Source organism: Elizabethkingia bruuniana, assembly GCF_002024805.1.
Classification (GTDB): Bacteria; Bacteroidota; Bacteroidia; order Flavobacteriales; family Weeksellaceae; genus Elizabethkingia; species Elizabethkingia bruuniana.
The window spans coordinates 1,105,424-1,124,003 of the sequence record NZ_CP014337.1; the positions used below are offsets into that span (position 1 = coordinate 1,105,424).

Annotated in this window: 16 protein-coding genes; 6 read left to right on the top strand and 10 right to left on the bottom strand. The window is 36.2% G+C overall.

Annotation, left to right across the window (positions count from 1 at the left end):
• Positions 1 to 36 precede the first annotated feature (36 nt).
• Entirely contained in the window at positions 37 to 1,344 is a 1,308-nt protein-coding gene (locus tag AYC65_RS05250) for a DEAD/DEAH box helicase (protein ID WP_034870316.1), read from the bottom strand.
• A gap of 342 nt (positions 1,345 to 1,686) precedes the next feature.
• Between AYC65_RS05250 and rpsA the strand changes: the two genes are divergently transcribed.
• Positions 1,687 to 3,471: a 30S ribosomal protein S1 gene (rpsA, locus tag AYC65_RS05255; RefSeq protein ID WP_034870317.1), complete on the top strand. Its 1,785-nt coding sequence runs from the start codon at positions 1,687 to 1,689 to the stop codon at positions 3,469 to 3,471.
• 394 nt (positions 3,472 to 3,865) lie between these two features.
• On the opposite strand, the gene AYC65_RS05260 is transcribed toward rpsA, so the two are convergent.
• Positions 3,866 to 6,034, bottom strand: coding sequence for a M60 family metallopeptidase (locus AYC65_RS05260; RefSeq protein ID WP_034870318.1), 2,169 nt, complete (start codon positions 6,032 to 6,034; stop codon positions 3,866 to 3,868).
• Positions 6,035 to 6,266: 232 nt separating this feature from the next.
• Between AYC65_RS05260 and AYC65_RS05265 the strand changes: the two genes are divergently transcribed.
• Positions 6,267 to 7,241, top strand: a complete 975-nt coding sequence (locus tag AYC65_RS05265; RefSeq protein ID WP_034870319.1) for an EamA family transporter — start codon at positions 6,267 to 6,269, stop codon at positions 7,239 to 7,241.
• Positions 7,242 to 7,353: 112 nt separating this feature from the next.
• Here the strand turns inward: AYC65_RS05265 and AYC65_RS05270 are convergent, their stop codons facing one another.
• A complete protein-coding gene (locus AYC65_RS05270; RefSeq protein WP_034870390.1) occupies positions 7,354 to 8,694 on the bottom strand; it encodes an ammonium transporter in 1,341 nt (446 codons plus the stop codon).
• A gap of 312 nt (positions 8,695 to 9,006) precedes the next feature.
• Here AYC65_RS05270 and AYC65_RS05275 point away from each other — a divergent pair, with 312 nt between their 5' ends.
• Both AYC65_RS05275 and AYC65_RS05280 read left to right on the top strand, forming a co-directional pair.
• Positions 9,007 to 10,248 (top strand): MFS transporter, encoded by a 1,242-nt coding sequence (locus AYC65_RS05275; RefSeq protein ID WP_034870320.1) that lies wholly within the window; start codon positions 9,007 to 9,009, stop codon positions 10,246 to 10,248.
• A gap of 39 nt (positions 10,249 to 10,287) precedes the next feature.
• Positions 10,288 to 11,286, top strand: a complete 999-nt coding sequence (locus tag AYC65_RS05280) for an alpha/beta fold hydrolase (RefSeq protein WP_034870321.1) — start codon at positions 10,288 to 10,290, stop codon at positions 11,284 to 11,286.
• A 14-nt stretch (positions 11,287 to 11,300) separates the two neighbouring features.
• On the opposite strand, the gene AYC65_RS21230 is transcribed toward AYC65_RS05280, so the two are convergent.
• Positions 11,301 to 11,528: a hypothetical protein gene (locus AYC65_RS21230; RefSeq protein ID WP_311316671.1), complete on the bottom strand. Its 228-nt coding sequence runs from the start codon at positions 11,526 to 11,528 to the stop codon at positions 11,301 to 11,303.
• A gap of 161 nt (positions 11,529 to 11,689) precedes the next feature.
• Positions 11,690 to 12,445: an MFS transporter gene (locus AYC65_RS05285; protein WP_311316672.1), complete on the bottom strand. Its 756-nt coding sequence runs from the start codon at positions 12,443 to 12,445 to the stop codon at positions 11,690 to 11,692.
• 77 nt (positions 12,446 to 12,522) lie between these two features.
• On the opposite strand from AYC65_RS05285, the gene AYC65_RS05290 reads away from it, so the two are divergent.
• Positions 12,523 to 13,305 (top strand): AraC family transcriptional regulator, encoded by a 783-nt coding sequence (locus tag AYC65_RS05290; RefSeq protein ID WP_034870322.1) that lies wholly within the window; start codon positions 12,523 to 12,525, stop codon positions 13,303 to 13,305.
• Positions 13,306 to 13,387: 82 nt separating this feature from the next.
• Here the strand turns inward: AYC65_RS05290 and AYC65_RS05295 are convergent, their stop codons facing one another.
• The 4 genes from AYC65_RS05295 to AYC65_RS05310 form a co-directional block, all read right to left on the bottom strand.
• Positions 13,388 to 13,789, bottom strand: coding sequence for an NUDIX hydrolase (locus tag AYC65_RS05295; protein WP_034870323.1), 402 nt, complete (start codon positions 13,787 to 13,789; stop codon positions 13,388 to 13,390).
• Between the two features lie 86 nt (positions 13,790 to 13,875).
• Complete coding sequence (gene rplS, locus AYC65_RS05300) at positions 13,876 to 14,232, bottom strand: 50S ribosomal protein L19 (protein ID WP_009086043.1); 357 nt, start codon at positions 14,230 to 14,232, stop codon at positions 13,876 to 13,878.
• Positions 14,233 to 14,337: 105 nt separating this feature from the next.
• On the bottom strand, positions 14,338 to 15,174 hold the full coding sequence (locus AYC65_RS05305; protein WP_157877517.1) for a GLPGLI family protein: 837 nt from the start codon (positions 15,172 to 15,174) through the stop codon (positions 14,338 to 14,340).
• A gap of 55 nt (positions 15,175 to 15,229) precedes the next feature.
• A complete protein-coding gene (locus AYC65_RS05310) occupies positions 15,230 to 15,412 on the bottom strand; it encodes a hypothetical protein (protein WP_021347765.1) in 183 nt (60 codons plus the stop codon).
• 345 nt (positions 15,413 to 15,757) lie between these two features.
• Between AYC65_RS05310 and AYC65_RS05315 the strand changes: the two genes are divergently transcribed.
• A complete protein-coding gene (locus tag AYC65_RS05315) occupies positions 15,758 to 17,812 on the top strand; it encodes a glycosyl hydrolase family 95 catalytic domain-containing protein (RefSeq protein ID WP_052114720.1) in 2,055 nt (684 codons plus the stop codon).
• 155 nt (positions 17,813 to 17,967) lie between these two features.
• On the opposite strand, the gene AYC65_RS05320 is transcribed toward AYC65_RS05315, so the two are convergent.
• Positions 17,968 to 18,507 (bottom strand): helix-turn-helix domain-containing protein, encoded by a 540-nt coding sequence (locus tag AYC65_RS05320; protein WP_034870326.1) that lies wholly within the window; start codon positions 18,505 to 18,507, stop codon positions 17,968 to 17,970.
• Positions 18,508 to 18,580 lie beyond the last annotated feature (73 nt).

Consider the following 18,580-nt stretch of genomic DNA (forward strand, 5'->3'; position numbering starts at 1 on the left):
TAAAAACCGCCTCATTTGAGGCGGTTTTTATTATTCCTAATAAGCAATTTCCATTTTAACCTTTTTACCTTTTAGCTTTTCGGTAGCCAGCTTTTTTAATAACTCTGGTATTTTTTTTCTGGATATAGCAACATAAGAAGTGGTATCCTTTACTTCGATTAATCCAATATCATCTTTTCCTAATTCCCCTTTTTTGATGAGGTATCCGACAATGTCTACTTTGTTTACTTTATCTTTCTTACCAGCGCTGATATAAATGGTCTGGAAAGCTGTTTGCTGTGGGATTTTGTTTTCACCTTCTACATTTTCAACGGGAATATCTTTCTCCAGAAAAGGGAAGTTATCATCTTCTTTCATAATAAGATAAGCAAATCCTTTTGCATTCATTCTTGCAGTCCGTCCGTTTCTGTGAATGAAAGCATCTTCTTTTGGAGGAAGTTGGTAGTGTACAATAGATTCAACCTCTGGAATGTCAAGGCCACGTGCTGCTAAGTCAGTTGTAATCAGAATTTTTGCAGAATCATTACGGAATTTTAGTAATGCCCGCTCGCGTTCATCCTGCTCCATACCACCATGGAAAGTTTCTCTTTCAATTCCTTTGTCCTTTAATAGTTCTGATATCCTGTCTACAGCCTCTCTGTGGTTACAAAAGATAAGAGTTCTCTTATTTCCAATCTTACATATTAAGTGAAACAAGGCGTCCAGTTTTTCCTCAGCGGTCGTAATAACTTTTTTAAACTGGATATCAGGTTTTACATCACTCAGTTTCAGAAAATCAATTGTCTTTTCATCTTTCAATCCTGTAAAAGCAGGAATTTCCTCCATTGCTGTAGCAGATGTAAGAATCCTTTGCGACAGGTTTTCCATTGATTCTATAATGAAGCTCATTTCTTCCTGAAAACCAAATTCAAGAGACTTGTCAAATTCATCCAGAATCAAAGTGCTGATTGTTGAAGGATTAAAACTATTATTTCTAAGGTGATCCGCAATTCTTCCAGGCGTTCCGATTAATAAAGCGGGAGCTTCAGTCAAGCTGTTGATCTCAATTTTTTTATCATGACCACCATAACATACGGTGACTTTGTAATCGGTCTTCATCGCTTTGAAAACCTGTTCTATCTGCAACGCCAATTCTCTTGCAGGAACCAATACTAAAGCCTGAATCCCGGGTTTGTCTTTCTTCAGATTGCGAAGTACCGGGAACAGGAAAGCTAGTGTTTTTCCAGAACCTGTAGGGGAGAGCAAAACTACATCAGTTTTGTTTTCTGTAGCTTTATATGTAGATTTTTGCATCTGATTCATGTCCTGAATCTGCAATTTTTTATAAATTGATTCTAAATTCATGTTGCAAAGATAGGTTTTTGAATACTCAGATTTCAGATCATTTATAAAATGAATGTTTTCCGCACTATAGAAAGAGTTATTATATAATAAACAGAAGCTATAAGTATATCAAATAACACTATAATTATTTAATGCACTTATAAGTCTATGATTCAGTAAAATACACTAGTGTAAAAAAACTTTGAAATACAAGGTTATGTCATAAAAAAGTTGTATTTTTGCACCACTTTTTGTGAGTACATTTTTGGCGAAGTAAATATTTAATAATTAACATCTTCCGGAATTTCTGCCATCACATTAGGCCAAGAGCAGGAAAGGACGGAATACAAAATTTTTTAGAAAATGTCAAAAGAGACAAATTCAGCAGAGGTTCTATTGAACCAAAACGTAGCACCAGAACAATTTGACTGGGAATCTTTCGAAAGTGGATTAAATGCAGAGGACAGAAAAGAAAAGAACGAACTAGAAGAAATCTACAAAGGATCTCTTAACGATCTTGAAGATAACGACGTTCTTGTAGGTAAAGTAGTAAGATTAACAGACAAAGAAGCGATTGTTGACATCAACTTCAAATCTGAAGGTGTTATCTCTCTTAACGAATTCCGTTACAACCAAGGTTTACAAGTAGGTGACGAGGTTGAAGTAATGGTTGACAGAAGAGAAGACAAGTCTGGACAGTTACAACTTTCTCACAAGAAAGCTAGAACTCTTAGAGCTTGGGATAAAGTAAATGAATACCACGAGTCTGGTGAAATCGTTAACGGTTTCGTTAAATCTAGAACTAAAGGTGGTATGATTGTAGATGTATTCGGTATCGAAGCATTCTTACCAGGTTCTCAGATCGATGTTAAGCCTATTAAAGATTACGATCAGTTTGTAGGTAAAACAATGGAATTCAAAATTGTTAAGATCAACCACGAATTCAAAAACGTTGTTGTTTCTCATAAAGCACTTATCGAAGCTGATATCGAAGGTCAGAAAAAAGAGATCATCGCTCAACTTGAAAAAGGTCAGGTACTTGAAGGTACTGTTAAGAACATTACTTCTTACGGTGTATTCATCGACCTTGGTGGTGTTGACGGTCTTATCCACATTACAGACCTTTCTTGGTCTAGAGTTAACCATCCTTCAGAAATTCTTGAAGATGGACAGACTGTTAAAGTGGTTATCCTTGACTTCGATGATGAGAAAACAAGAATTCAGTTAGGTATGAAGCAACTTGAAGCACACCCTTGGGATGCTTTAGATGCTAACCTAAAAGTTGGAGATAAAGTAAAAGGTAAAGTAGTAGTTCTTGCTGACTACGGTGCTTTCGTTGAAATCGCTCCAGGTGTAGAAGGTCTTATCCACGTATCTGAAATGTCATGGTCTACTCACTTAAGAAGTGCGGGTGATTTCGTGAAAATCGGTGATGAGGTTGAAGCTGAAGTATTAACTATCGACAGAGAAGACAGAAAAATTTCTTTAGGTATCAAGCAATTAACTCAGGATCCATGGGCTAACATCCAGGAAAAATACCCTGTAGGTTCTCAGCACAAAGGTACTGTAAGAAACTTCACTAACTTTGGTGTATTCGTAGAGTTAGAAGAAGGTATCGACGGTCTAATCTATATCTCTGATCTTTCTTGGACTAAGAAAATCAAGCATCCATCTGAGTTCTGCAACGTAGGAGATACTCTAGATGTTGTAGTATTAGAACTTGACTTAGATAACAGAAGAATTTCTTTAGGTCACAAGCAATTACAAGAAAATCCTTGGGATAAATTCGAAACTAAATATGCTGAAGGAACTGTACACGCAGGTAAAGCAGTAGATGTATTCGATAAAGGAGCTAATGTACAGTTTGAAGATGCTGAAGTTGAAGCTTTCGCTCCAGCAAGACTTTTAGAGAAAGAAGATGGTTCTAAGATCAAAAAAGGTGAAGAAGCTGAATTCAAAGTAATCGAATTCAACAAAGAATTCAAGAGAGTTGTAGTTTCTCACACTGGTATCTTCAGAGAAGAGGAAAGAAAGAACGTAAAAGAGTCTAAGACTATTTCTTCAAACAATAACAACGAAGAAAAAGCAACTCTTGGTGACATCGATGCTCTTGCAGAATTGAAAAGAAAAATGGAAGAAGGTAAATAATCCTGAATTCATTTCTTAATTATAGCCCGCCTCTTAAAGAGGTGGGTTTTTTATTTTTGTAAAGTTTAAAGTAAATAAGTAGAAATATAAAAATATTATCTCAGAGGAATACTTACTTTTTGATACACCTTTTCTATACAGATTAGGCCTCTCCAGAGCATTTTCTAATCTTTCTTATTCCTCATATCATGAAATTTATGCAAGAAATAGAATGTATTATAATAAAGAAAAGTTTCTATAGAGACTTTATCTCTATAGAGAGTGTATAATCACGAAAACTCTGAGCGTTCCGGAGGAACGTTATCTTAATACCGGTATGGAAGAGAATATCATTCTAAAAATAAAAACCGCCTGAATTCAGGCAGTTTCGTTGTTGAAATAATAAATTTATTAATTATTGTGCTGGTCTCACGCATCTTATAGAGGCATTGTGTACCGAGTTTCTGTTCGTTTTAGTCCAGGAATCGCTGCCATTGGTTAGTACCTGATGGTACCATGTTCCTTCTGGCATATGGAAGCTGGCTTTGGCTCCCGGATTGTCATTAGCATCGTATTCCATAGTTCCGGAGTTGAGTACTCCTGCCGGCAAAGCATTAAATCCTACCTGATTGGCTTTAGGATTATCGATTTTTCCACGTCCCATAGCCCATAATCCATCGGCTTTATTATCCCTGTCTTCACCGCACTTCATCACGCTCCCGAGCAGAGCTGAGCTTACCTGATATTCAGAAGTTATCGCATTGAAAAGACTAGTCCAGTTGGCATCGCTTGCAGCGCTCCATCCTGCAGGGCACCATGCTTGTGCCTGAGTTGCTTTATTCGTTGGGTAGTATCTTCCATAAATAACACCTGTAGGATCGTTCGGATTGGCTATTCCTATAGTATTTCTTGTGTTTTCATTTACGCCATCGTATCCGTCCCAGTTAAGGTTTTCCATAAACCATTCACTGTTTCCGTATTTTTTATAAGCATAAGACTTTCCATCACGAGGATCGGTAAAGGTTCCTGTTTTTGTGCTATAATCACAATATTGATTTTTAGAAGCTAGCTGATTGGCAGGCATAAGATCCGGTTGCGGGGAAGAAGTGTTTATTCCTTTCAGTGACAGAGGTAAGGTAAGGTCCGGACATGGCTTGCTGAAAGGAGTTACAAGATAAAGATTGTCGTTGCAAGGTGGAGTTTGGTAGTTTCCGTTATTAATCATACTGTCTAATTTCTGCTGGTAATATGAATCTAAAACCAGTCCCCATTTCGAATATAAATTGCGCAGGTCGTAACCAGATATCTGCACTATTTTTTGTAAGAAATAGAACTTCCGGGCTTCGTTATCACCTCCGCTTTCTTTTTCCTCTCTTGTTATTCTGTGGAGTGTCTTAATGAGATCATCTCCAAAAAGAACTCTTAATTGCTCTAAAAAGAACAGGCGGCTTTCGTTTACATTTTGGTATACAGTTCCGATATCTGCACTCCAATAGTCTCTGCTGGAACGCTTAAACCAATCATTATGGAATTTGTCTACCCAGATGTTTTCTGTCCATTTCTGCCAGTTACTTCCCTGAAAATGGCGTACAGATGCGAAAGTATAAAAGTTAACAGTGGTTTCTGTGTATTCTGTTGGTTTGTATGCTCCCTGTTGGTTTTGGTGCCCAATTTCATGAGATATTCCCCAGCCGTTATTGATGAGGTTGTTTTCCATAAGCAAGCGATCCATAGCAGCTTCATCATTGCCATTGAAGCCTGTTCCCCAGTCGGTAGCATACATATATCCGGTGCCTACCTGTGTCATCAGGTATTTCACCCCATTGCTCATGGGTTGGTGAAGGGGATTTGGGTCGTTGGCGCTCAGTCCGCTGATCTGAATTTCGGCATCGAGTATCCCGTCGAAAGCTGTCAGCCAGTTAGGTATAGAAACAGGATAGCCTTTGTAAGCGTCCGGCATTAGATATTTCTCTACTTTATCCTTATTGACAACTACAATAATGTCTTTGGATTTGAACATGACATCCTGAATGGTTGATTGGGCAACCTGATTTTTGAAGTCGGTAATATTTGTTGCGCCCAGTTCATAATAAGGATGGTTGATGTAGCCACTGGCGGGATCTAATGTTATTTTGACCTTTCCTGTGGTATTACCCTTTTCAGATACATAACGAAGATAAATAATACCACCTTTGTGCTGTGTAGGGGCGATTATATTTTCTCCGGCTTTAAGAGGGATTTCAACAACGTTGCTTCCGTCTTTTACTCTGGTTCCTATAACAACACTAGGCATAGCACCGTCTGAAGCAGGAAGGGTATTTTCCAGCGTTAGTTTTAGGGTTTTGTCGGCGGGAAGATAATAGCCTGTTGTAGTGTGGTCAAATTTTAGCTGGACTTGCCTTAATCTTGTTCTTTCATAATTAGAGCTTCCAATTTGTAGTAGCTCGAAGACATTGGGAGGGTTGTTGTTCTGAAGTGTGGCTTCCGGATTTAGTTCATTGCTCATAAAATGGTCGGCAGACCTGCAGCTATAACAGAATGCTAAGAGCCATAGCATTGCTACTGCAGTAGAAATGTTTCTCATATTAATATAATTTGGTGGTTATTAGTTGTTTATGCTAATATAAATGTTTTTTATTTAACAACAATGGATTTTTTTTATGAAAATTGTTTTTTAATTGATGTATCTTTTTGTTTTCTGTATGATATTGCCATAAAAGTGAGTGATAATGCAAATTGATAAAAAATGATAATAAGCATATTGATATTTCTTTGGTACTAAATGCGTAAATTTGCGCCCGCGTAACGAAAAAATTATGGAGAAGAAAAATATACTGAAGGGTGTTTTATTTGTCGGAATAGGAGCGAGTATCTACGGAATGCTGGCAACTTTTGTTAAACTGGCATATAATGATGGTTATACAACAGCAGAAGTTACTACTTCACAGTTTATGTGGGGAATTATCGGGCTTCTGATTCTGAATGTTATTCAGACTGTAGCGTCAAAGAAAGAGCTTCCAGCACCTAAAAAGGGAGATATAAGAAAACTAATGCTTGCCGGAACTTCTCTGGGAGGGACGAGTCTTTTCTATTATCTTTCTGTACAATATATTAATGTTTCTATCGCAATTGTATTATTAATGCAATCGGTGTGGTTTAGTGTAGTTGTAGAGAGTTTTATAAATAAGAAATTACCGACAGCCCGTAAAGTATTGGCGACTATTATTGTGCTTGTAGGAACCGTCTTGGCAACCAATCTTATTAATATGGATGTAAAGCTGGATGTTAGAGGTGTTTTTTGGGGACTTATGGCAGCTGCGTCTTATACGCTTACCATGTTTACATCTAATACAATCGCAACATATCTGCCCGCATTTCGTAAGAGTTTTATACAGCTGTTAGGAGGTGCAGTTATTGTTTTTATTTTCCTGTTCTTCTCTCAGATAGGACCATTGCATTTTGATGCTTTAAAAGGGATTTATACTCACTTTAGCAGTAATATGGAAGGGATTCGTCCGTTCGATTATTCTATATTATGGACTTATGGACTGTTTTTAGCTGTTTTCGGAACCATTTTGCCGCCTATTTTATTTAATATAGGCTTCCCGAATTCAGGATTAGGATTGGGAAGTATCGTATCTTCTCTGGAGCTTCCTGTTTCTGTTACCATGGCTTTTGTTCTGTTGGGTGAAGAGGTATTGCTTATTCAATGGGCAGGTATTGCACTTATACTTTTTGCAATCGTGCTGATGAATTTACCTTCCCGTAAAAAAGAACAGGTATTGGCCTAGTTCAAGGATCAAAGAATCTAAATTATAAAAGACACCTAAGCATTACGCTTAGGTGTCTTTATTTTAATAGTGTTTTTGGGATTGCTAAAGAGAGATTTTTTTATGTTTTAAATTAGCAAAGTTGTTCGTCATGCTGTGAGAGATCCAGACCAATTTTTTCTGATTCCTCAGATACTCTTAGTGGTATTATAGCATTTGATATTTTATACAGGAGTAAAGAGCCAAAGAATGAAAATAGAGATACAAGAATCAGAGCTGTCATATGATGCAGGAAAACACTGATTCCGCCATGTAGCAGGCTTGCATTGTCGCCATGTGCGAAAATAGCGGTTAGTATCATTCCCATAATTCCGCCAATGCCATGACATGCAAATACATCGAGTGTATCGTCAATTTGTTTTAGCTTGCTCCAATTTACCATAGTATTGGAGATGATTGCTGTAATAAAACCTATAAATAAGCTTTCACGGATGCTTACAAAGCCTGCGGCAGGTGTTATGGCTACCAGTCCTACAACAGCTCCGATACAAGCTCCTAATACTGACACTTTTCTTCCGTTTATGCGGTCAAAGAATATCCAGGTCATCATTGCAGATGCGGAGGCAATAGTTGTTGTGCCAAAAGCTAAAGCTGCTGTGGCATTAGCAGCCAATGCGGATCCGGCATTGAAGCCAAACCAGCCAAACCATAACATACCTGTTCCAAGTAATACAAAAGCAGTATTGGAAGGCTCGTGATGTGGTCTTTTTCTTTTTCCTAAAACCATTGCACCTGCAAGGGCAGCGAAGCCTGCACTCATATGGACAACAGTGCCGCCCGCAAAGTCTTTTACACCAAAGTATTTGTTCAATAGTCCATCCGGATACCAGATCATGTGACATAATGGTGTGTAGATGAATAAGCTGAAGAGAACAATGAATAGTAGATATGAAATGAAACGAACTCTTTCAGCAAAGGACCCGGTAATCAATGCAGGAGTGATAACGGCAAATTTCATCTGGAATAACGCAAATAGCAGAAACGGAATTGTGGATGCAAGGCTTTTATGTGGCAAAGTGCTTACCCTATCAAAGAAAAAGTACTCAAAAGGGTTTCCTATAATACCATATTTTATACCATTAATTTCAAAACCTATAGAGCTGCCAAAAGATAATGAAAACCCCACAACGATCCAGATGAGCGAGACCACTCCAAGAGAAATAAAACTTTGCAGCATAGTGGAAAGTATATTTTTTCTGCCTACCATACCACCATAAAAGAAAGAAAGTCCGGGTGTCATTAACAGAACTAATCCCGATGCGGTTAGTATCCATGCGGTATCTGCACTGTTAATATTGCTCTCCGGTAAAAAGTTTTGCATATTAATTTGGTCTGTATTGCTTCCGACTAATGCGCCTAATGAAATAATACAGATAATAACAAAAGAAATGATCCAGCGTTTCTCGATTTTCATATTCATAAGTATTTGGTGTGTCAAATATAGGGGTAAAAATTAAAATATTGCATTTATTTTTAATTGTACCCTATGTTTTTAACGGTTAAAACTGTTTTGTATATATTTTTAATTTATGTCTGTGTGTTTTTTCGGGGGTATTTAGTTGTTTTGTCTGTTTTATAAAATAACCTAAGCTAATATGCTGTGTCGGATTTATTGAATATATGCAGAATTAGGTTATAGGTTATGTATTTGTGTTTTATTGCGGATTTTTTTTGTTATAATTATTTCACAAATCAATAGTTTTTATATTTTTATCAAAATTTAATCATGCAGCAACTTCCGCTATCTTCTAAGCTGAAATATATCTTTTCTATTCCGGTTATCATATCAGCATTAGGTTATTTTGTCGATATCTACGATTTATTGCTTTTTGGTATTGTAAGGATTCTCAGCTTAAAAGATCTGGGACTGAATCCGGATGCAGACGGAACGTTTATCCTGAATTGCCAGATGATAGGATTGTTAATTGGCGGTGTTTTCTGGGGAATTTTTGGAGATAAAAAAGGAAGGCTTTCCGTTTTGTTCGGTTCTATCCTGGTGTATTCACTGGCTAATATTGCCTGTGGTTTTCTTCCGTATTTTCCTAAGACAAATCTGGTATACACCTATGCATTATTGCGTTTTATTGCTGGTGTAGGCCTTGCAGGTGAATTGGGAGCCGGAATTACATTGGTATCAGAAAGTCTGCCTAAGGAATTACGTGCTATAGGAACTTCTGTAGTTGCAGGGTTTGGTTTAATGGGAGCTGTGGTTGCTCAGTTAACGGTTGAGCTGTCTGGGGGATGGAATATCTCTTATATTATTGGTGGTGGTTTAGGAATTCTGCTTTTGTTTTTAAGAATTAGTGTTTCTGAATCGGGGATTTATAAAAATATTAAACATCAGTCTGTATCAAAGGGGAATTTTCTATCCTTTTTCACAAGTAAAGACAGGCTTATAAGATATCTGAAATGTATAGCCGTAGGATTACCAACATGGTATTGTATAGGGATTTTAGCTGTATTGGCCAATCAGTTTGCTCCGGAGTTAGGGATTAAGGATATTAATCCGGGAAAAGCAATTATGTGGGGGTATGTAGGAATTTCGGTCGGAGATTTGATGAGCGGATTTATTTCACAAATGCTGAAGTCTCGTAAAAAAGCTATTTTCTATATGCTGCTTTTCACTATTGTAGGGGTTGGAATAATGTTATTCGGGAATACAAATACGGAAACAAAATATTATGCATTTTGTGTGTGGTTAGGACTTGGAACAGGTTATTGGGCAATGTTTGTTACACTGGCCGCGGAGCAGTTTGGTACCAATATCCGAAATACAGCAACGACTACAGTGCCTAATATGGTAAGAGGTTTGGTTCCGGTAATGATATTGGCTTTTGATTTTTTCAAAAAAGATTTCTCAGTCATTATAAGTGCCGCTATTGTAGGTATTATAGTCTTTGGTCTGGCATTTTACTCAACGCTTACTATATCGGAAACCCACAATAAAGATTTAGATTTTACAGAATAATTTATACTTATCTTTTTCATTTTTTATAATTTTATATCTATGAAAAAGATTAGAATTGGTTTTATGGCTATAGGTTTAATGCTATGCCTATCCGTTACTGCACAGGAGCTAAAACCCTTGGATGCTTATCTCACAACGGTAAACTATCCATATCCTGAGAATTATATAAAGTTTGAATCCCAGGGACAGAATCTGGAAATGGTGTACATGGATGTAAAGCCGGTAACAGCTAACGGTAAAACAATTGTGCTGTTGCATGGCAAAAACTTTAATGCTGCCTATTGGAAGAAAACTGCAGAAGTTTTACTGAAAGAAGGTTTCAGAGTAATAATGCCGGATCAGATAGGCTTTGGGAAATCCAGTAAACCTCACGATTATCAGTTTTCCTTTTCACAACTTGCTTATAATACCAGACTTATTTTAGATAAACTGAAGATAGATAAGGCGATTATCCTTGGCCACTCTATGGGGGGAATGATAGCAACAAGGTTTACTTTACAATATCCGGAACGTGTCGAAAAGCTGGTATTGGAAAATCCAATAGGATTGGAAGATTACAAGACCTTTGCCGGTTATGAAACCATAGATGAAGCATATCAGGGAGAGTTGAAGAATACCGTAGAGACTTACAGAAATTATCAGCTGAAATTCTATTATGACAATAAATGGAAAGAAGAATATCAGCCATGGCTGAATATGCTGGCAGGGTGGACATTGCATAAAGACTACCCTAAAGTAGCCTGGGATGCTGCATTAACAACGGATATGATCTATAATCAGCCGGTATGTTATGAGTTTCAGAATATCAAAAGACCTACGCTGCTTATTATTGGTACCAGAGACAGAACGGCAATAGGAAAAAACCGCGCACCAAAAGAATTGCAGGATAAAATGGGATTGTATAATGAACTGGGGAAGAAAACTCAGGAAAAAATTCCGGGTTCAAAACTGGTAGAATTAGATAATGTAGGACATCTCCCGCATATTGAGGTTTTTGATCAGTTTGTAGGAGCATTGTTACCTTTTATAAAAGAATAAACACAGCAGCCACTTTACAAAGTGGCTGTATTTTTTTTCAGAAGCAGGATCGCACCCAAGGCAATCCCGGAAAAAATGGTAAGTGAGAGTCCAAGATTTTGAATAGCGCCGGTAACCACAAGTCCAAGACCTATTAAAATATAATAGATAAGTCCGAAAACAGCACCTGCCGATCCTGTTTCGCTTTTATACCTGAATAGTGCTGTGCTTAATATATTCGGGATAGCTATTCCGTATGCCATGACAATAAAACAAAATGGAATCAGAAACCAGATCTTTTCTCCTGAAGCTCCAATAATAATAGCTGCAATAAAAGCGGTAATACCTCCGATTCTGATAAGTGCTTCAGATTTAAATCCTTTTTTAATCAGCTTTTTGTTTGCTAAAGCACCTATAAGTGTTCCTATAGCCAGAATAAAGCCGCTATAACCAAAATCGGTAGTACTAAACCTTCTTTTTTGAAGATAAAAGGTGCTAATGAATAATAGGAAAACAACATCACATTAAAGCCCATTACTAAAATGCTGTTTCTCCAGATGTAATGGTCGTTTAGCATCTCTTTTAGTAAGTGAAGAGATGATTTAATGTTTATATGCTTGTTTGGGGTAACAGTCTCTTTGAGGTTCCTTTGTGCCAAAAGGATGAGTATAATTGCCAGAATAAATAGTAATCCAAAAATACCCAGATATCCAAGGTTAGAAGAGATTACAGCACCTGTAAGCATCCCGATAACCGGACTGATAGAAAGTCCTATTCCTACAAAAGAGAAAGCTTTTCCGATTTGTTCTTTGTCATAAATATCACGCAATATCGTTTGGGTAACAACTGAACCAACAGCAATACCAAAGGCAGAAATAACTCTCGCCAGAAGCAGGATTTCAAAATTTCCAGCGATAAGGGCAGCGATAGTTCCTGCACTATAAGTAAGTAATCCAAATAGCATAGATTTTCTGCGACCGATGCGGTCACATTGTATGCCCCAGAATATAACCCCGGTAGCAAAGGCAATAAAATAAAAGCTGATGGTAAGTGTTGCTGTTTCTTCGCTTACTCCAAATTCTCTTGCGATTAATGGTAATGCAGGACTGTAAATGGTTTCTACAAACTGAGGAAACATGACCAGTAAAATCAATATCCAGAGAGCATTTGTCTTTTTCATTATTTTTTTTGCAAATTTCCTTCTATATTTTACTATCTTTATAATGATATAAAAACTAAAAATATTAAAATAAGGACATGGCTTTTTTGCACCAGAATGATGAATTTAATGCGGATGGCAGACCTGAAAATGTAACAGGTATTGCTTCGGATATGGTGATGCATGATTCAGGGTTTCATAGCCATCAGAAAAAAGTACAGCTGTTGTATGCTCCCTCGGGTTGCATGACGGTTGTTACTCCGGAAAAACAGCTTATTCTGCCACCATCCAAATTATTGTGGATACCAGCAGGAGAGGAACATAGGGTTACTTTTCGCAATGTAGTAGCCTACAGGTCTGTTTATTTTTCGTTGCAGTATGTGACGGAAAATCATCTTCCGGAAGGTATACAAGTGCTAAGTGTGAATCCGTTGCTAAGGGAAATTATAGAAAGAATTTGTTTCTGGCCATGGGCCATGGGAGAAAAGGAACAAAGAAATATTCTCTCTGTATTCAGGGAAGAGCTTAAAACAGCCCCAAAAGAGTCTTTAGTTTTTTCTATGCCTAAAGATGTGAGATTGCAGAAGAAAGTGGAAGAATGGATACTAAGAATCTCTCAGCCGCCATTTCTGAATGTTTTATCTGGTGAAGTAGGAGCTAGTGAAAAAACAATTAGCAGAATTTTTATAAAAGAAACCGGTTTATCTTATCAGGAATGGAGATTACAATGGCGCCTGCACAGAGCTATAGAGCTTCTTTCGGAGGGTAGAACTGTGGGAGAAACAGCTTTTGAACTTAGTTTTTCATCGGATAGTGCTTTTGTCGATTTTTTTAAAAAACAGACAGGAGCAACTCCATTACAATATATGCTACAGCAATAAGATACAAGACATTAGACACAAGACATAGGATACTAGATGTATTTATTAATCTTTGTCGTGGTTATTTAAAGGGAGTAGGTTATTAAATGAGCTGTTGTTTCTCAAGTTCTGCGAAGGCCATCAATACACCAATGACCTGAATATTTTCTTTTTTATATTCTTCCAGACTGAAATATTTAACAGCCTCGATTTCAGCGCTTGGATGTATCGTTTTGTTCAAATGAACCAGAAAACAATCCTGTTCCATTAATAAGTTGTTTTCACCGTAAGCCGGAGCTGAAATATGGGTAAAAAAGTTTAACTCTTCTGCGTTTAAAACCAGATTAAGTTCCTCATGTATTTCACGAATCAATGCTTCTTCCGGGCTTTCCCCTGCATCTATTTTTCCGCCAGGGAGATACCAGGCTTGTTTATTCTTACTAAAAGCCAACAACAGTTTCTTGTCTTTTAATGTAATTAATCCGGCAGTATGAAGTTGTTTCATATTTTAATTATTAATAATTATGGTTCCGTTTACAAAGAAAAAACCTTCCCAAAATTGAGAAGGTTTTATATTGTAGTAAGCAAAGATTATCTAGCGCCGTGAGCTCTATCTTTAATTCTTGCTTTCTTACCTCTAAGGTCACGGAAGTAGTAGATTCTAGCTCTTCTAACTTTACCTTTTCTGTTAACTTCAATTTTCTGAAGTGCAGGCATGTTAATAGGGAATACTCTTTCAACACCTACATCACCGCTCATTTTACGGATAGTAAAAGTTTTAGTAGCACCTGTTCCTCTTAACTGAATAACAACACCTTTAAAGAACTGAGTTCTGGTTTTGTTACCTTCCTTAATTTCGTAATACACAGTAATGGTATCACCAGCTTTGAATTCAGGGAATTCTTTTTTTGTAATGTACTTGTCTTGTACGTACTTAATTAAATCCATTGTTAATTAAAAATAAATAATTACATCAAACAACATTCACGTCTATCGTCAGAGGTTGATTAACAGGTTGCAAATTTAGAACAATTTTTCAAATTTGCAAAATTATTATTCTAATTCTATGGGATTGTATGGTCTTGATTTACTTTTAAATGTAACAGGATTTGCATTACTATCATATACAGGATCTAAAAAAAAGTTAGGATTATCATTGAATGATTTATGGATTTTTCTAAATTTATCTCTATCAATATGGAAAATTTCTTTTTCATTTCTTAAATATATTTCATTTTCCTTTTTATTCATAGCTACTACAGTAAAATGATATTGATTTTTACTGTCTTCCAGTTCCATAATTAGCCCTGGTAAGCCCTGAAACACGTATGGTCCATTATTAATGGGAATATCTGTAGTGTACCATGCAGTGTACTTTCTGCCACGATATTGAGTGGTTGCCTTTCTACAGCTATAACCCAATATATCTTTAGATTCATTCTCTAACTCCCAGTTAAATTTAGGAAAGTCCTCTTCATATTGATAAGTAGCAGTTATAGTTTCTTGGTATATATATTTCTCTTTCTTTATATCCTTAATTAAAGAATTATCCCATTGAACTTTTATGGCTAAAGCTTTATTAACATCCTTAGCGTCAGCTTCCCCTTTCTGGCTCAACACTTCCATAAGAGAATCCATTTTTAATTTATTAAAGTCACTAAATTTAGAAAAGTTTTTACTCATTTGTAACACGCATAGCGTTTCTAATTTATTATTACTTTTTTTAGAATCTTTTACAAAAAATAGTTTATAATAAATATTTTGAATACTCTGATCCAGTACTTTTTTCTTATACGGGGCTATATTTATTTTAAAATTTCCAGAAACAACTGGTGTTTGTGTTTTTATAAGAATAAAACATAAAAAAAATAGTAAATAATAAAACCTCATATTCATTAATGATAAAGATCCGCATAAATATGACTTATACGGCTTTTTAATAAGTTTAACATTTGATTTTGTCAAGTTCTTTAACTGTTTTGTTTAATTTTTCAAAATCATTTTTGTAATTATCGGCACATAAACCATAGCTAGCACCGCAAGAAGCAGTTACATTTATCCAACTACTACATACACCTCCTATAACTCCTTTTAATTCATTTCGAGATAATCGTTTTAATTTTTCCATAAAATTTATTTTAATTTATTTGTTTTAAAGTTAAAAATTTATTTATTAAATTAATTTAACATAATTATTTTTATAAAATTTTAACATTTATAATAAAAACACTATTATTTTATAATGTCGAAATTGTATAGTAAAAAAGTATAATTATAAAATACTGTTAGATAATGTTTTATGTATCCATTTTATAGATGTGATCATGATAGAATAGAATAACAATAATATAAATAGCACTGTTACATTTATGGTTTCGCCGCATATTTTGATTTAAAATTTATCAATTTGAAGAATTTCTCTGGCAAGAGGCATTATAGGTTTATATATTTGTTACTAAAGAACAATAACAACATGCATCATTTTTCTACTATATATATAAGAATACAAATTTTATTACTTTTCTGCTTTTTCAGTTCTCTTTTCGGTCAGAATTCGTGGGTTATTGAAGCTGGAAATATTGATCCGAAGCGTTACACCGGTATTAGCGTCTCCAACGGAATGATAGGTGTGGTTTCTTCTCCGGAACCTATGAAAGTGAGTCAGACAATCCTGGCCGGAGTTTATGATCAGTATGGACGTGGAAGAACCAGTAATTTTCTTTCCGGTTTCAATTTACTGGACCTTAACCTTACAATTGACGGAGCACTTGTAAATCTGAATAATATATCTAATTATAAACAAAAACTGGACATTAAAAAAGCGGCTTTTTCAGGCAGTTTTGATTATAAGGATATTGCAACAGTGGCATATAATTATATAGCCATCCGTAACCTTCCCAATAATGTGATGCTGAATGTAAGTATTAAAGCGAAAAAGAATATCACTTTTAGAGCCGAAAATCTATTAAAACAGCCTGCGGGATTTAAAGACAATCAGCAATTTTACACGGAAATTACACCACCACATGCTAAAATTCCGCTTCTGACATCTCTTGCTAAAAGTCCTACAGGAAGTATTATAATGGCAGCCAGTAATACATTTGTATTTCCCGAAAAACATGGTGAACAGCCTAAAATTATATATAATAAGAAAGATAATGAACAGCATACAATGGCTTTTTCCCAGGAATTACAAGCATCTCAGACTTATACTTTTTCGCTTATAGGGACACTTATTTCTTCTGCTCAGGTAAAAGATCCTTTAAATTATGCAGAGCGGCTCAGTATATATGCCGGATTACAGGGGATTGAAAAAATAAAAACAAAGCATGAAGCAGAATGGGAAAAGCTGTGGGAAGGGGATATCCAAATAGAAGGAGACCCGCAGGTACAACAGGATGTACATAATATGATGTACCATTTGTATTCTTTTTCACGTGAAAGGAGTGATACATCGTTATCGCCTGTGGGATTGAGTGGTGTTGGATATAACGGGCATATCTTTTGGGATACCGAATTATTTATGTTCAAACCCTTGTTATTTTTTAAACCGGAAATAGCTAAAAGTCTTGTCGATTATAGGTTTAACAGGCTGAAGGCTGCAGAAGAAAATGCCAGAATATATGGCTACAAAGGAGCCATGTATCCTTGGGAAAGTGCTGTTTCGGGAGAGGAAGAAACGCCTGTATGGGCACTTACAGGAACATATGAGCACCACATTACCGGAGATGTAGCTTTTGCAGCATGGCATTATTATATGTTTACAAAAGATGTAGAATGGCTGAAAGAAAAAGGATGGCCTATATTGGAGAAAACGGCAAAATTCTGGGAGAGCAGAATAGAAAAAAAAGGTGATAAGTACCATATTCTGAATGTCGTAGCAGCCGATGAGTGGGCGGAGAATGTAGACAATAATGCCTATACCAATGCTATTGCAAAACTTAACTTTGAATATGCTAATAAAGCAGCAAAAATACTGAACCTGCCAGTGAATAATACATGGAAAAATATAGCTGATAACCTGATATTTTTTAAAATGGAAAATGGGGTTACAAGGGAACACGATAGCTATACCGGGCAAAAAATAAAGCAGGCAGATGTTAATCTGCTGGCTTATCCTTTGGATATTATCAATTCTAAAGAGCAGATTCTTAAAGACTTGCTGTATTATCAGGAGAAGGTTCCGCAAGAAAAAACACCAGCCATGACGAAATCTATTTTTGCATTATTACACAGCAGATTAGGAAACGGGAAAGAAGCCTATAAATGGTTTAAAGAGTCCTATGAACCCAATCTTCAGCCTCCGTTCAGGGTACTGGCAGAAACAGCTGAAGGTGATAATCCTTATTTTATAACCGGTGCTGGCGGAACTTTACAAGCTGTGATTATGGGATTTGCAGGAGTTGATTTTGGTTCGGACGGAGCAATTATACAGACTAAAAATGCATTACCTCCACATTGGAAAAAAATTACAGTAAAAGGAATCGGAATGCAAAAACAAGCTTTTTCCAACGCCCCTTTAAGATAGGGAAATGGAGCCACCTTAAAAATGTCATGTTGAGCTTAGTCGAAACATTTTCATACACAAAGATCCTTCGACAGGCTCAGGATAACAGAATGTAATACTTTTGATTTTTAGACAGCCTCTGTATTGGGATTTTATCAATTCTCTCAGATAGAATTTTAAGGTGTAAAAACTTCAAATTTTCCGTCCTCAAAAAAGAAAACAATTCGTTTTATAGCTCTTTCCTGATTTCCAGTACTTTGCATTGGCGCGAAAATTTCTTCAATACCTAATCGCTGAGAATCGCCTGGAATACTTTGCTCCGTACCTTTTATCGGTATATCCGATTCTCCGGGAGATGGGATTTCCGGTACTTCAATTATTGGAGAAGAAAAATCGGGAGCCAAAGTAAATAAATCGAGTGGGGAAGAAGACTCTTCTTCCTCTTCCGGAATATTAATTTCCTCAACAGAATTATCAATTTCTTCAGGTTCCTGAACAGCCAGTTTTGTCATATCGCCCTGTCCGTCGATTAACCAGTCCCATTGTATCTCGGGAAATCTGTTTTTAATCTTGACAATGAAATCCAGAGAAGCTTTATTTCTTCCTGAAGTGATATGCGAAATGCTGGAACGAGGTACTTCGATCGTGTCGGCAAATTCTGATGGAGAATAGCCATAATGATCGATGATTTTTTTAATTCTGTCTGAAATTTCCATAATTACAAATGTAAAACAAATTTTAGAATTGTGAAATACAAATGTAAACAAATTTAAAATATTGAAATTTATA

Coding starts and splice junctions, on each gene's coding strand:
- AYC65_RS05250 (WP_034870316.1), bottom strand. CDS start 1,344: ATGAATTTAGAATCAATTTATAAAAAATTGCAGATTCAGGACATGAAT.
- rpsA (WP_034870317.1), top strand. CDS start 1,687: ATGTCAAAAGAGACAAATTCAGCAGAGGTTCTATTGAACCAAAACGTA.
- AYC65_RS05260 (WP_034870318.1), bottom strand. CDS start 6,034: ATGAGAAACATTTCTACTGCAGTAGCAATGCTATGGCTCTTAGCATTC.
- AYC65_RS05265 (WP_034870319.1), top strand. CDS start 6,267: ATGGAGAAGAAAAATATACTGAAGGGTGTTTTATTTGTCGGAATAGGA.
- AYC65_RS05270 (WP_034870390.1), bottom strand. CDS start 8,694: ATGAAAATCGAGAAACGCTGGATCATTTCTTTTGTTATTATCTGTATT.
- AYC65_RS05275 (WP_034870320.1), top strand. CDS start 9,007: ATGCAGCAACTTCCGCTATCTTCTAAGCTGAAATATATCTTTTCTATT.
- AYC65_RS05280 (WP_034870321.1), top strand. CDS start 10,288: ATGAAAAAGATTAGAATTGGTTTTATGGCTATAGGTTTAATGCTATGC.
- AYC65_RS21230 (WP_311316671.1), bottom strand. CDS start 11,528: ATGGCATACGGAATAGCTATCCCGAATATATTAAGCACAGCACTATTC.
- AYC65_RS05285 (WP_311316672.1), bottom strand. CDS start 12,445: ATGAAAAAGACAAATGCTCTCTGGATATTGATTTTACTGGTCATGTTT.
- AYC65_RS05290 (WP_034870322.1), top strand. CDS start 12,523: ATGGCTTTTTTGCACCAGAATGATGAATTTAATGCGGATGGCAGACCT.
- AYC65_RS05295 (WP_034870323.1), bottom strand. CDS start 13,789: ATGAAACAACTTCATACTGCCGGATTAATTACATTAAAAGACAAGAAA.
- rplS (WP_009086043.1), bottom strand. CDS start 14,232: ATGGATTTAATTAAGTACGTACAAGACAAGTACATTACAAAAAAAGAA.
- AYC65_RS05305 (WP_157877517.1), bottom strand. CDS start 15,174: ATGAGGTTTTATTATTTACTATTTTTTTTATGTTTTATTCTTATAAAA.
- AYC65_RS05310 (WP_021347765.1), bottom strand. CDS start 15,412: ATGGAAAAATTAAAACGATTATCTCGAAATGAATTAAAAGGAGTTATA.
- AYC65_RS05315 (WP_052114720.1), top strand. CDS start 15,758: ATGCATCATTTTTCTACTATATATATAAGAATACAAATTTTATTACTT.
- AYC65_RS05320 (WP_034870326.1), bottom strand. CDS start 18,507: ATGGAAATTTCAGACAGAATTAAAAAAATCATCGATCATTATGGCTAT.